Raw genomic sequence first — 13,389 nt, 5'->3', positions numbered from 1 at the left:
TTTTCTTTCAGTACGGAAATGGATTAAACTTATCCTCCGCTTGGCTTTCATTATATATTTCCTTTGTCCCATATGTTGTGGGAAAAGATTCCCAGTTAATAGGGAAAGTATTCCCTTATTTTGTGGGAACAAATTCCCTGAATATATAGGAATACTTTCCCACAATATATGGGACAATCAGAACGAATGCTTATCTTGAACCAAGAAGAGGAAAGGGATGGTATTTGACTATGAGAAAACCATAAGGCTGTTTATTTTAATCTTGCAAAAAATGCGGTGAATCGGGTGAAACTTATGTGAAAGGTAGACCTTCACCCGGAATCCCTTTATTCATCGATGTTTCAGAGTGGTGAAGGTGGTGAATGCCGTATTTAAAGAAAGTTGCAGATGTGTGTAAGATAAAACATCTTGCACACATCTGCAACGGTATCGTGAAAGTTCCGGAAGTTATCCCAAAAGCTCTTTCACTTTTGCAGAAATGGCACGTCCTTCTGCAAGACCTGCTAACTTCTTGGAGGCAACTCCCATTACTTTACCCATATCTTTACCGCTTGTTGCACCTGTTTCAGCAATAATTTCCTTTAAGGCAGCTTCCAGTTCTTCAGCGGTCATTTGTTTCGGCAGGTATTTCTCCATAACGGCTACCTGGCCTAATTCTACGTCCGCCAAATCCTGACGACCTTGTCCGATATAGATTTCAGCAGCATCTTTTCCTTGTTTCACCAGTTTCTGGATAATCTTCAGAGCAGCATCATCTGTCAATATATCGTTAGCTCCCGGGGCTGTTTTAGCTTCGAGGAAGAACTTCTTTATATTTCTCAAAGTTTCAAGGGCTACTTTGTCTTTCGCCTTCATTGCGGTTTTAATGTCTTCGCTGACTTGATCGAATAAATCCATACTATTGTAATTAAAAATTAAAGATTAAAAATTAGATCTGAAGCCTGATTTTGCGAGTTTATAATTTTCGTTCTTAGTTCTTTGTTTAGAACGTAATCACACCGTTGTCATCTGTAGCTTCTTCCGTGGCTACTTCCTCTTCCAGAGCGGCTTTCGTCCGGATTTTGGTAAGAGTAGTCTTGTCACGCATATAGGTGGGAGAATCTTCTACCATGGCGATGATGTCGTCGTTGTCCAGATCTTCCGTGTTGAAAAGATAGATGTGGCGGCGTTTGCGGAGGCTCTTGCTTCCGATGTTGCTGGCACTTTCGCCGTATGCCTTGCGGATACGTTCCTTGTTCTTTTCTTTTTCCTCTTCCAGTTGCAGTTGGCGTTCTTCCTCTTCCTGGCTGCGTGCAGCGTGCAGGCTGTCCATTCCGGGAACGTCTTCCACACCGAATCCGGTTGCCAATACGGTGATTTTTACTCTTGTTTCCAGTGAGTTGTCGATGGCAACACCCCAAATCACTTCCACCCCTTCGCGGAATTTGCTCATGAACTCGTGTATCTCGTTCATTTCCTCCATCATCAGTTCGGACGACGGGCAGAAAGATACGTTCAACATTACTTTCTTGGCATTGAAGATATCATTGTTGTTGAGCAACGGAGAATGCAGGGCATCGTCGATTGCTTTCGTCACACGATTTTCTCCTTCACCGAATCCGGTACTCATGATTGCTACTCCACCATCTTTCAGGATGGTTTTCACATCAGCGAAGTCAAGGTTGACCGTACCCCGCATGGTGATAATCTCGGCAATGCTCTTGGCAGCAATGGAAAGAGTATCATCGGCTTTGCCGAAGGCGTTCATAAAAGTAAGGTCGGCGTATATTTCACGCAGGCGTTCGTTGTTGATAACCAGTAGGGCGTCAACGTGCTGGGCGATACGTTCAACACCGTCCAATGCCTGGATAATTTTCTTTTCTCCTTCGAAGATAAAGGGAATGGTGACGATACCGACAGTCAGAATATCCATTTCCTTCGCAATGCGGGCGATGACCGGGGCAGCTCCCGTTCCGGTTCCTCCTCCCATTCCGGCGGTGATGAATACCATTTTGGTGCCGTCGTTCAGCTGGTTTCTGATATCTTCTATACTTTCTTCGGCGGCGTCGCGTGCCCGTTCGGGACGGTTGCCGGCTCCAAGCCCTTGCGTGATGCTACGACCCAGTTGCAGTTTCACCGGGACAGGTGATTCGGCTAGTGCCTGGTTGTCCGTGTTACAAAGAACGAACGTTACATCATGGATGCCTTCCCGGTACATGTGGTTTACAGCGTTACCACCACCACCACCTACACCAATCACTTTGATGATCTTCGGTGAATCTGTCGGGAAATCGAATTGTACTATCTCGTCCATATCTTGATTGAATTATGAATTACGAATTATGAATATTGATTAACAAGCTGCTGAAGGTTACTTCATATCGTCGTCGGAGAAGATTTCTTTCGTCAACGAATCGATCTTGCGTTGAATCCAGCTCGGACCCGCTTCTCTTTTCCGTCTTTCTTTCTCTTCCTTTTCCTTTTGCTTGCGAAGTTTTTCCGCTTCTTTGGCGGCTAACTTGGCTTCCCGCTCTTCTTCCTCTTTCTTGAGACGGGCGATGCGGGCCTGTTCTTTCAGTTCCTGATCGTCCTCAAACATATCTACTGTATGCACTTCCGGCTCCGGTTTGGAGACTGATGGTGCAGGAGCTTGTGGAGCAGTTTCGGTCAGGCAGCAGTTCTGGTTACCTTCAAACAGGAGTCCGAACAAAGTGTTCTGCGAACCGTCTTTCTTCAGTATGTTGCTGGGCGCATGAACCGTATTGCGTGGGAGTTTCGCCATCCGTATCTTTTCTATCTTGCTGCGTTTGCGCAAGGTTTCGTCCAGATTCTTCAGGTTGGCGGCTCCTCCTGTCAGGATGATTCCTGCCAGCAGTTTGTCCTCGTAGCTCGATAGTTGTATCTGGTTCCATACGTTGGCAACGATTTCCTCGGCACGGGCTTCGATGATATTGTTAAGATCCGCCACTTTGATGATACGGTTGTCATCATCCAGTTTGCAGGTTGCTTCTTCCTGTTCGGGGTCCTCTTCATAGAGGGCGTCACCGTAGGCTTTTTTCAGGCGTTCGGCTTCTTCCTCCTCCATTTGCAGGGTGGTGATGTCACGCGTGATGCTGTTGCCTCCCAAAGGCAATACAGTCAGGAAGCGGAGAATGTTATTCTTATATACAGAGATGGTAGTTGTGTCTGCTCCGAAGTCGATCAGTGCACAACCCGAACGGCGTTCGCTTTCTGTCAGTACGGCATTTGCGGTTACTAACGGAGCGATCAGTTGGTCGGCAATATCAATTTTAGCCTGTTGGAAACAGTGCTCCAGGTTCTTACGTACGGAAGCACGGGCAACGATATTGAGGAAACGTCCTTCGATGTGGCTTCCTACCAGACCTACCGGATTGGCTTGCAGGTTATTGCCCACCTTATATTCTTGTGGAGCTACGTCCAATATATCCATATCGACCACCGGGATGGCAATGTTCTCATCACCGATAGCGCTTACAAGCTCTTCGGATATGATAGCTTCTTCCTCCAGGTCGCGGCTTACTACATTGCGGACGGTGCGGAGTGATTGTCCGCCGATGCCTACATATACCTTGGCTATTGAGTTTTTCAACTCACCTTCCAGTCTGTTGATGATTGAAGTCAGGCTTTGCGCTGTCTTGTCCAGATTAAAGATTACTCCTTTACGAATGAACGTAGAAGAGTCTTCCTGGGCATACGCTAATACCTGCATGCTTCCGTCACTGTTCTTTCTTCCGGCCACACCGGTTATCTTCGATGAACCAAGTTCAATAGCGGCGATAAATTCTGTTGTTGCCATATATATTTATTTACGATTTTACGATTTACAATTTACGATTGAAAAAAGACTATTCACTCATCACCTATCATCTATCACCTATCATTTATCATCTACTCTCGTTTTGTGCAGATAATCTGGTTGCTGAATTCGAGGTTGATACGTGAATATTTGTTCCAGCCTACCCGGTTGAGTCCTTTTTTGTAGAACTCCTTCAAACGTGCCAGTTTATCTTCAAAATTCTCCAGTTTTCCAAGATAGACCAGATGATCTCCCACACGCGGCACCAATTCGATATTCTGGTCGGGCAACACATGGATCTGCTCTATCTGGGCGTCCCAGAATTTATTATTATGCAAAAATACACCAAACTTATATAAATCCTTCATTGCAAACGACTTTTCTACGTTTCCGGTGACAATTACCCGATGAGCGACACATTTTGCTTCCGGTGGCATGATAGTTCCTTTGTTGTCAAGGTAGTAGTTTTGGCCGTTGGCACTCATGACGCGAAGGATAGGAATACGCTGTGTCACTTCCACGCACACTTTGCCACTGGGTGTTTTGTAGCATTCGGCTTCGTCAATCAACGGATGTTTGCTTAGTTCCCGTTCCAGTGACTTGGTGGAGATGCGTTCCATCTTCTTCCCGATGGGATAGATCCCTTTCTGCTGAAGGATACCTTTCAGCTCTTCTTTGGTGATGAAGCCGGCGTATGCGGTATCCTTGATAACCAATTCCATGTCACGGCAGGTCTGGTCGGCAGGCTTGCGGTTGAAAGCGGTGATAGCTACGGCAAGGTAGGCTATGAGCACCAGCATGACGATGGATAGAAGGATTCTTTTAATCATAATCAAAAATTAAAGATTAAAAATTAAAATGCTTGCACTGTTTCGGACAGGCTGCCGGATGATTATTCATTTATTTATCTTTTTTCTAATAGTTCCTTTATTTCGGGGACATAGTTGTCGATGTCTCCGGCTCCTAAAGTTATTAATACTTCAATGTTTTTATCTTTCAGAATGTTCAGTATCTCTTCCTTTTTGCACATACTTTTTTCGATACCCGGACGGAGATTATCATAAATCAGTTTGCTGGTGACGCCCGGGATTGGTGCTTCACGTGCCGGGTAGATGTCTACCAGAATCACCTCGTCGAGTAGCGACAGGCTATCGGCAAAGTCCTGATAGAAGTCGCGGGTACGGGTATAGAGATGAGGCTGGAAGATGGCTGTGATCTTCTTGTCCTTGTAAAGTTCGCGCATAGACAGCACGCTCTGTTTGATTTCAGAGGGATGGTGTGCGTAGTCACTTAGAAAGACAATCCGGTCGTTCTTGAGTTTGAAGTCGAACCGGCGGTCTACTCCGCGGAAACTTGCCATACCTCTTTTTATCTCTTCATCGGTCACCCCGTTGAGGTGTGCCAATGCCATGGCGGCTACGCCATTTTCTATGTTGATACTTACCGGAATTCCCAGTTGGATGTCGTTGATACGGGTGTCCGGAGCAACAAAGTCGATGAATATCTCTCCGTTTCCGATGCGGATGTTTTCTGCATGGAAGTCGCCTTCGTCACGTGAGTAAGTGTAGACACGAACGCCCGGCTGCACTTTGGGTTGCAGGGAGATGCCTTTGCGGATAATCAGTGCGCCACCCGGTTGGATTAGCGTGGTGTAATGTTCGAAACTTTCCAGGTAGGCTTGCTCTGTTCCGTAGATGTCCAGATGATCGGGGTCAGTAGACGTGATTACCGACATATAAGGCGACAGCCAGTGGAAAGAACGGTCGAATTCATCCGCTTCAATCACTGTGTAAGGGCTTGCTTGAGAGAGCAGCAGGTTGGTGCCGTAATTCTTTGAGATTCCTCCGAGAAAAGCGGTACATTCCACGTGCGACTGGTGGAACAGATGAGCTGTCATAGTCGATGTGGTTGTTTTCCCGTGAGTGCCTGCCACACACAGACCTTTGCTCGAGTGGGTAATTGTTCCCAATACTTGGGCGCGTTTCTGTATTTCGAATCCGTTGTTACGGAAATAAACGAGTTCTTCGTGTTCCTGCGGAACGGCCGGAGTGTATATGACTAACGTACTTTCCTTGTCTTTGCAGGCTTCGGGAATCAGGTCGACGTTTTCTTCATAATGTATTTGTGCGCCTTCGGCAATCAGCGTTTCAGTCAATGGAGTAGGAGTGCGGTCATATCCGGCCACTACCTTTCCTTTGAAAAGGAAGTAGCGTACAAGTGCACTCATACCGATGCCGCCGGCACCTACGAAATAGACTGATTTTATCGTTTCTATATTCATTTCTTTTTATTTTTTTATTTTAGGCACGGATTACACGGATTTCACGGTTTCATGATGTGTCAATATTTTACGTTTAATCTCTGCTGTTACACCAAAATTTAGTAGTAATCCAACTTCTATTCCTGTTGCTTTTAGATAATTTACTAATTGCCATTCATGTTCTGGACGAAGAGTTGTTACTGCTTTTAATTCAAGAATGATCTCATTATTTACTATCATATCTGCAATATACCTTCCTACAATTTCACCTTTATAATATACTTTCATCTCTTTTTGAGTTTGGCAGAAGAGTCCTCTTTTTAAGAGTTCCTTATAAAGTGCATTTTGGTAGACCTGCTCTAGGAATCCGAATCCTAATGTGCTGTGTACTTCATAAAAAGCACTTATAATCTCTTTTGTCAATTTCTCGTGTATCATTCTTAAACCGTGTAATCCGCGTAATCCGTGCCTAATTGTTATTATTGTTTTCTGCTTCCGCCAGCTTAATGACCTCTTGTGCGATGATTCTCGCTGAATCGGGTAAAGCCAGTTTGGCGATATTCTCTGTTAGTTCTTTCAATTTCTGCTCGTCGTTGACAGTGGACAGGGCTACGTCCATCAAAGTGGTTGCCGCTTCACTGTCTTTGACGTAGATAGCTGCCTGCTTGTTCACCAACGCCAAGGCGTTCTTCGTTTGGTGATCTTCCGCTACGTTGGGCGAGGGCACTAAGATAACAGGTTTGTGCAGCAGGCAGAATTCAGAAATGGAACCTGCTCCCGCACGGGAAATGACCAGATCGGCAGCGGCATAAGCGGCTGCCATATCTTTGATGAAATCCGTTACATATAAATTCGGAAGTGCTCCTGCCGCTTTTACGGCTTCTGTCACTTGCGGGTAATAGTATTTGCCCGTTTGCCAGATGAATTGCACGTCCGTGTTTTCCTTGATAATTGCCAGACCGGCTGTCAGCGTATTGTTGATGGTGCGTGCACCCAAGCTGCCACCTACAATCAGTATTGTCTTTTTGCCGGACTGTAAGTGGAAGGAACGTAACGCTTCTTCTTTGGGCGGCATATCCTTTGTCAGGTTTTGGCGGACGGGATTGCCCGTCATGATAATCTTGTCGGCGGGGAAAAACTTTTCCATTCCCTCATAAGCGACACAAATCTTACGAGCTTTCTGTGCCAGCAGTTTATTGGTAACTCCGGCATATGAGTTTTGCTCTTGGATTAATGTGGGGACTCCCATCATGCCGGCAGTCTTTAGTGTCGGCCCGCTTGCATATCCGCCTACACCTACCGCCACTTGCGGACGGAAGTTTTTGATTACTTTGCGCGCCTTCCATTGGCTGTGCATCAGTTTAATCAATACGGATACATTTTTCCATAAATGTTTGCGGTCGAATCCGGCTATCGGAAGTCCGATAATCCGGTAGCCTGCATCGGGAACCCGTTGCATTTCCATACGTCCTTCAGCGCCTACAAAGAGAATCTCTGCGTCGGGGCGTAGCTCTATTATAGCGTTTGCGATAGAGACGGCAGGAAAGATATGTCCTCCTGTTCCTCCACCGCTGATGATAATTCTAAGTTCTTTTTCCATCATACTGTTTTCTTCTGTTCGTTCTTTCTCAACATTTACCGTTCGTTGTTTCTGCTATCATGCTCATCTTCAAATTCAGCGTCGCTGTTCAGAATCTGCGCTGTCGGTTCGGCTGCAGCCTGTGCTTCGGAATTGGCTGCGGCATCCGCTTCTATTTGCAGTTGGATCTGTGCATCGTGCGCTTTCTGTTCTTCCAGATGAGCGGTATATCGGCTTACGCTTAATATCATTCCGATATAAGCGCAGTTGATTAGCGTACTTGTACCTCCTTTGCTGACCAGAGGCAGAGGCTGTCCTGTGACGGGGAATAACCCGACGGCAACCATCATATTCAGTATTGCCTGTGATACCAACAACAGCGCAATACCCATAACGAGAAAGGCGGGGAAGGTTCGCTCGCACTTCTGGGCGATTCGTCCGGCTCGCATCAGCAACCATAAATAGAGGAACACCACAAATATTCCTCCTACCAATCCCATTTCTTCAATCACAATCGCGAAGATAAAATCGGAGAATGCCTGGCTAAGGAAGTCACGCTGTATCGAGTTTCCCGGACCTTTGCCTACTACATGGCTGGTAGCAATGGCGATTCGCGCATGTGCAATCTGTGCGTCTTTGTCAATATCAAATTTGGCTGCCGGCACTTCTTCCTTCTCAAAGAAACCGGAAACACGATTCTGCCACGTCTCGAAGCGGTGAAGTCCCGGAGTGCTATGCAGTGTTTTGGCGGGAATAGCCATCAGTACACCTACCGCAACCCCACCTATAAGTCCCAATATTCCCAACATTCCGAACAGCTTCTTGGAAGATACCCGCCCGATGAACATCATCATGCATACCACTCCGAACAGCAGCATTGCTGTTGAAAGGTTTTCCGGTGCGATGAGCAGAAATACCAGTCCGGTAAGAATCATGATATATTTAAAGGCTTTCGGATTGGCCCCGTATTCGTCCTGTTTTTTGGACAGGATGAATGAGACGGCAATGATTACCGCCATCTTTGCCAATTCCGATGGCTGGAATTGCAATCCCATAAAGGTCATCCAGCGGGCTGCTCCGTTGACACGGTCGCCTGTGATGATACCCATCAGCGTGACAAATGCCAGTAGAACCAGAGATACCGGATATAGAAAGACCGGAAATACCTGGAACCATTTGTAGGGAACATTATGCAGAAATACGACTACCACAGCTCCTACCATCAGAATGATGGAGTGTTGCGTAATCGGTCCCCAATGGTCGCCGCTTTTGTAAGTCAGCGTCGACGCTGCCGAAAACACCTCGATGATCGAGATGAGGCAGAGACAGAGGAAGATAATCCAGATTACCTTGTCACCTTTGAATATGTTCTTTAATAAATCCACTTCTTAAATTGAGAATTGAGAATTAAAAATTGAGAATTAAAGGGCACGGACACATTCTTTAAATTGATCGCCACGGTCTTCGTAACTCTTGAAGAGGTCGAAAGAAGCACAGCAAGGACTTAATAATACCGTTTCACCTTTCTTTGCCAGTTTATAGGCTGCTTCTACGGCATCTTTCATGCCGGTTTGCACATCGGCTACCGGCAGGCCGAAACGGTCGAAGAACTCGTGGAGCTTTTCGTTATGAAGTCCCATATATACCAGTGCTGAACACTTTTCGCGTACCAGGTCTTCAATTTCAGTATAGTCGTTTCCTTTATCTTTACCACCGAGAATCAATACCGTTTTGGTAGTCATGCTTTGCAGGGCATACCAGCAGGAGTTGACATTTGTGGCTTTAGAGTCGTTAATAAAATCAATTCCGCGCACACGTGCCACCTTTTCCAACCGATGTTCCACTCCCTTGAAGTCGGAGAGGGCTTTCCGGATGTTTTCTTTGGCGATGCCGGCAAGGTTTGCCGAGATACCGGCGGCTAAAGAGTTGTACAGGTTATGTTGTCCTGTCAGGGCCAGTTCCTCCTGCTCCATGTTGAAGGCAATCGGTTCGGTGATTTTCACTTCGTGATCTTCTACGTATGCAATCGCTCCATCCTCTTTTACAGCAGCAAAAGGATACAGGTGGGCTTTCAGACCATGCTTCGCCAGTTCTTGTCTGATGATAGGGTCATCGTTCCAGAAGATGAAAGCATCGTCCGGTGTTTGGTTCTGGGTGATGCGGAATTTGGCGTCGATGTAATTCTGCATACAATGGTCGTAGCGGTCAAGATGGTCCGGCGTGATGTTCATCAATACGGCGATGTTCGCACGGAAGTTATACATATTATCCAACTGGAAAGAGCTAAGTTCGATAATATAGTAATCGTGGTAATCTTCGGCTACCTGCAAAGCAAGGCTTTTGCCGATGTTGCCTGCCAAACCTACGTTCAGACCTGCGCTTTTGAAAATATGGTAGATCAGGGAAGTTGTTGTTGTCTTTCCGTTAGAACCTGTAATACAGATCATTTTGGCATCAGTATAGCGTCCGGCAAACTCTATCTCGGAGATCACCGGTGTGCCTTGAGCTTTCAGTTTCAGGATGATCGGGGCGTCATTCGGGATACCGGGGCTTTTGATCACCTCGTCGGCATTCAGAATGAGTTCTTCGGTATGGTGTCCTTCTTCCCAGGCAATCTGATGGCTGTCGAGAAGTTCCTTATACTTGTCCTTGATGGCGGACATGTCCGAAACAAACGTCTCAAATCCTTTGACTTTAGCGAGTACGGCTGCACCTGCGCCGCTTTCGCCAGCTCCTAAAATTACTATTCTTTTCATCTACAATAATGTGCCCTTATTTTCTAATTGATTGATCCTATTAGCTGTGCACATCTTTAAAAGTTAATAATCGGGTTAATACTCTCTATATCTTTAATTAGGCACGGATTACGCGGATTTCACGGTTTTAAGGGATTATGCAGTTAAAACCGCGTTAATCCGTGTAATCTGTGCCTTCTTTTTATCTAATTTTAAGCGTTATAATTGTTATTGCTGCCAATACAATCGTTACAATCCAGAAACGGACGGTAATCTTTGATTCATGAAACAGTTGGTCGGGTTTGGTGAATTTCACCGTGCATCCCGGTTCAATCAGGTTCATTGAAGTGCGGAAGTGATCGTGAATCGGTGTGCGCTTGAACAATCGTTGTTTCACACCTTTTCGTTTTCCCGCCTTATAATAAGCCCGTTGCAGGATGACCGACAGGTTTTCTACCAGGAATACACCGCAAAGAATCGGTATCAGCAACTCTTTGTGGATGATGATGGCAAACACTGCGATAATACCGCCGATAGTAAGACTGCCTGTGTCTCCCATAAATACTTGTGCCGGATAGGCATTGTACCATAGGAAACCGATCAGTGCACCGATGAAGGCGCAGATATAGATTACCAGTTCTTCCGAACCTGGAATATACATGATGTTCAGGTAGCCTGCAAATTCGATATGCGATGATACATACGCCAGTACCCCCAGCGTTGCACCGATAATTGCCGAGTTCCCGGCTGCCATTCCGTCCATACCGTCATTCAGGTTGGCGCCGTTTGATACGGCGGTAACTACAATGATGGTGACAATGACGAACAATATCCATCCGGCTGTTTGCGCATGTTCTCCCATGAAAGATACCAGATCGGCATAATCAAGGTTGTTGCTCTTGAAAAAAGGAATCGTTGTCTGGGTAGATTTCAGGTCATTCGTTCCGTGTATTACTTCCATCTCCTGTCCCGGATTATGAACTTCGATATTTTCGCGGATCACTACGTCCGGACTAAGGTATAAAGTCATTCCGACAATTAAGCCTAAACCAACCTGACCGATGATTTTGAACTTGCCATGCAAACCTTCCTTGTCTCTTTTGAAGATTTTGATATAGTCGTCTGCGAATCCGAGTGATCCCAACCATATGGTGGTGATCAGCATCAGTATCATATATATATTATGCAGTTTACCTAACAGTAAACAGGGTATCAGGATGGCTACAATGATGATAACACCACCCATGCTCGGGACGCCTACTTTGTTGACTCCGAACGGGTCGGTTTTAGCATCACGTTGCGTTTCTGTGATTTGTTTCCTTTTGAGTAGGTTGATGAACTTGTCTCCCCAGATACTTGAAATCAGTAACGCGAGGATAACTGCCATCAAAGCACGGAATGAGGTATATCCGAACATTCCCGCTCCTGGAAAATTGAGCTTATGTAGCCATTCAAATAGATAGTATAACATAAATAATTTGCCAATTTATTGATGTGTTGTTATGCCGGTTGCTGTCGGATAGATAACGAAGCCGGTCGGCATATTAGCACAGTCTATTCATTATTTAAAAATTTCTTTGAGTACTTCTTTGTCATCAAAATGATGTTTCACTCCTTTTATCTCCTGGTAATTCTCATGTCCTTTTCCGGCAACGAGAATTACATCTCCTTTCTCTGCCAGCATGCAAGCCATGCGAATTGCTTCTTTACGGTCGGCAATGCTTAGTGTTTTCTTCATATCTTCCGCATCCAGTCCGGCAAGCATATCATTGATGATGTCTTGCGGCTCTTCAAAGCGCGGATTGTCGGAAGTGATGATGACGCGGTCACTCGCTTTGGCAGCTTCCTTTGCCATGATGGGGCGTTTGCCCTTGTCGCGGTTGCCGCCGGCGCCTACCACAGTAATCACTTTTCCTTTTCCTTCAAGCACTCCATGAATAGCGTTCAGTACATTAATGAGAGCATCCGGGGTATGTGCATAATCAACAATCGCCGTAATTCCCTGCGGTGAGCGGACCGCATCGAAGCGTCCGGCTACCGGATGAAGTGTGCTAAGAGCTACAAGCACCTCTTCCTCTTTCTTACCTAACAGAACTGCCGCCCCGAATACCGCCAACAAATTGGAAGCATTGAACTTTCCGATAAACTGAACTGCCAGTTCATGATTGTTGAAGTCGAGCAGCATCCCTTCAAAATGAGACTCCAATACCCGTCCTTTAAAGTCGCTAAGACTTCTCAATGAATAAGTATAGACCTTCGAACGTGTGTTCTGCGTCATTACCAGTCCGTTTTTATCGTCCAGATTGGTCAGGCTGAATGCATTTTTCGGCAGATCGTCAAAGAACTTTTTCTTCGCTTTCAGATAATTCTCTACTGTTTTATGATAGTCGAGATGGTCGCGGGTCAGATTGGTAAAGATCCCTCCTGCAAACTTTAATCCACTGATACGTTTCTGTGCAATCGAGTGGGAGCTGACTTCCATGAAAACATATTTGCATCCTTCATCTGCCATCCGTCCCAACAGACAGTTCAACGTGATTGGATCAGGAGTAGTATGTTCTGTCGGAATCGGTTCATCATCGATATAATTGCAAACGGTAGAAATCAATCCTACCTTATATCCGAAATAACGGAATGTATTATATAATAAGGTAGCGATTGTTGTTTTTCCGTTCGTTCCGGTAACACCGACCAGTTCCAACTTGGAAGTCGGGTCTCCGTAAAAGGTAGTGGCAATCTTTCCTACCGCATCTTCGCTGTCTTTTACTTGTATATAGGTGATCCCCGCTACGGGTTTTTCCGGCATATCCTCGCAGAGGATGGCGATCGCTCCTTTTGCAATGGCAGCAGGTATATAAGCATGGCCGTCGGCTTGTGTGCCACGCATTGCCATGAATAGCTGTCCGGCTTCCACTAGACGGGAGTCGATGTTGACACCGGTGATTTCTATGTTTGAATCTCCGGCTATCTCTACCGGTTGGATTGCTTTCAGTAACTCATTTAATAACATCACTCTATT

At 45.8% G+C, this 13,389-nt stretch carries 11 protein-coding genes; all 11 read right to left on the bottom strand.

The features are described from left to right. Positions 1–447: 447 nt before the first annotated feature. Positions 448–897, bottom strand: a complete 450-nt coding sequence (locus I2I13_RS04385; RefSeq protein ID WP_195648904.1) for a GatB/YqeY domain-containing protein — start codon at positions 895–897, stop codon at positions 448–450. 85 nt (positions 898–982) lie between these two features. Continuing rightward, the gene (gene ftsZ / locus I2I13_RS04380) at positions 983–2,293 is read right to left on the bottom strand and encodes a cell division protein FtsZ (protein WP_004307359.1); all 1,311 of its coding nucleotides are present in this window, start codon (positions 2,291–2,293) and stop codon (positions 983–985) included. Positions 2,294–2,350: 57 nt separating this feature from the next. Then, positions 2,351–3,796 carry a cell division protein FtsA gene (gene ftsA, locus I2I13_RS04375; RefSeq protein ID WP_195648903.1) on the bottom strand — a complete coding sequence of 482 codons (1,446 nt, stop codon included), beginning with the start codon at positions 3,794–3,796 and terminating at the stop codon, positions 2,351–2,353. Positions 3,797–3,888: 92 nt separating this feature from the next. Then, entirely contained in the window at positions 3,889–4,626 is a 738-nt protein-coding gene (locus I2I13_RS04370; protein ID WP_004298212.1) for a cell division protein FtsQ/DivIB, read from the bottom strand. Between the two features lie 74 nt (positions 4,627–4,700). Beyond that, complete coding sequence (murC, locus tag I2I13_RS04365; protein WP_074558441.1) at positions 4,701–6,077, bottom strand: UDP-N-acetylmuramate--L-alanine ligase; 1,377 nt, start codon at positions 6,075–6,077, stop codon at positions 4,701–4,703. A 30-nt stretch (positions 6,078–6,107) separates the two neighbouring features. Further along, positions 6,108–6,494, bottom strand: coding sequence for a GxxExxY protein (locus I2I13_RS04360; protein WP_195648902.1), 387 nt, complete (start codon positions 6,492–6,494; stop codon positions 6,108–6,110). A gap of 31 nt (positions 6,495–6,525) precedes the next feature. Then, the gene (murG, locus tag I2I13_RS04355) at positions 6,526–7,656 is read right to left on the bottom strand and encodes an undecaprenyldiphospho-muramoylpentapeptide beta-N-acetylglucosaminyltransferase (RefSeq protein WP_195648972.1); all 1,131 of its coding nucleotides are present in this window, start codon (positions 7,654–7,656) and stop codon (positions 6,526–6,528) included. A gap of 35 nt (positions 7,657–7,691) precedes the next feature. Further along, positions 7,692–9,020, bottom strand: a complete 1,329-nt coding sequence (locus I2I13_RS04350; protein WP_148364152.1) for an FtsW/RodA/SpoVE family cell cycle protein — start codon at positions 9,018–9,020, stop codon at positions 7,692–7,694. Positions 9,021–9,056: 36 nt separating this feature from the next. After that, entirely contained in the window at positions 9,057–10,391 is a 1,335-nt protein-coding gene (gene murD, locus I2I13_RS04345; RefSeq protein WP_195648901.1) for a UDP-N-acetylmuramoyl-L-alanine--D-glutamate ligase, read from the bottom strand. Positions 10,392–10,572: 181 nt separating this feature from the next. After that, a complete protein-coding gene (locus tag I2I13_RS04340) occupies positions 10,573–11,841 on the bottom strand; it encodes a phospho-N-acetylmuramoyl-pentapeptide-transferase (protein ID WP_148364151.1) in 1,269 nt (422 codons plus the stop codon). A 90-nt stretch (positions 11,842–11,931) separates the two neighbouring features. Beyond that, positions 11,932–13,380, bottom strand: a complete 1,449-nt coding sequence (locus tag I2I13_RS04335; protein ID WP_195648971.1) for a UDP-N-acetylmuramoyl-L-alanyl-D-glutamate--2,6-diaminopimelate ligase — start codon at positions 13,378–13,380, stop codon at positions 11,932–11,934. Between the last annotated feature and the right edge of the window lie 9 nt (positions 13,381–13,389).

This window comes from Bacteroides sp. D55t1_190419_B8 (genome assembly GCF_015558905.1).
In the GTDB taxonomy this organism is placed as follows: Bacteria; Bacteroidota; Bacteroidia; order Bacteroidales; family Bacteroidaceae; genus Bacteroides; species Bacteroides vicugnae.
The sequence above is the reverse complement of the archived record's forward strand: the minus strand, read 5'-3'. Positions and strand labels throughout refer to the sequence as shown.

Bases quoted from the DNA above. Each gene is read 5' to 3' on its own strand.
- ftsA (WP_195648903.1), bottom strand. From the start codon at position 3,796: ATGGCAACAACAGAATTTATCGCCGCTATTGAACTTGGTTCATCGAAG.
- I2I13_RS04335 (WP_195648971.1), bottom strand. From the start codon at position 13,380: ATGTTATTAAATGAGTTACTGAAAGCAATCCAACCGGTAGAGATAGCC.
- I2I13_RS04370 (WP_004298212.1), bottom strand. From the start codon at position 4,626: ATGATTAAAAGAATCCTTCTATCCATCGTCATGCTGGTGCTCATAGCC.
- murC (WP_074558441.1), bottom strand. From the start codon at position 6,077: ATGAATATAGAAACGATAAAATCAGTCTATTTCGTAGGTGCCGGCGGC.
- I2I13_RS04385 (WP_195648904.1), bottom strand. From the start codon at position 897: ATGGATTTATTCGATCAAGTCAGCGAAGACATTAAAACCGCAATGAAG.
- I2I13_RS04340 (WP_148364151.1), bottom strand. From the start codon at position 11,841: ATGTTATACTATCTATTTGAATGGCTACATAAGCTCAATTTTCCAGGA.
- I2I13_RS04360 (WP_195648902.1), bottom strand. From the start codon at position 6,494: ATGATACACGAGAAATTGACAAAAGAGATTATAAGTGCTTTTTATGAA.
- ftsZ (WP_004307359.1), bottom strand. From the start codon at position 2,293: ATGGACGAGATAGTACAATTCGATTTCCCGACAGATTCACCGAAGATC.
- murG (WP_195648972.1), bottom strand. From the start codon at position 7,656: ATGGAAAAAGAACTTAGAATTATCATCAGCGGTGGAGGAACAGGAGGA.
- murD (WP_195648901.1), bottom strand. From the start codon at position 10,391: ATGAAAAGAATAGTAATTTTAGGAGCTGGCGAAAGCGGCGCAGGTGCA.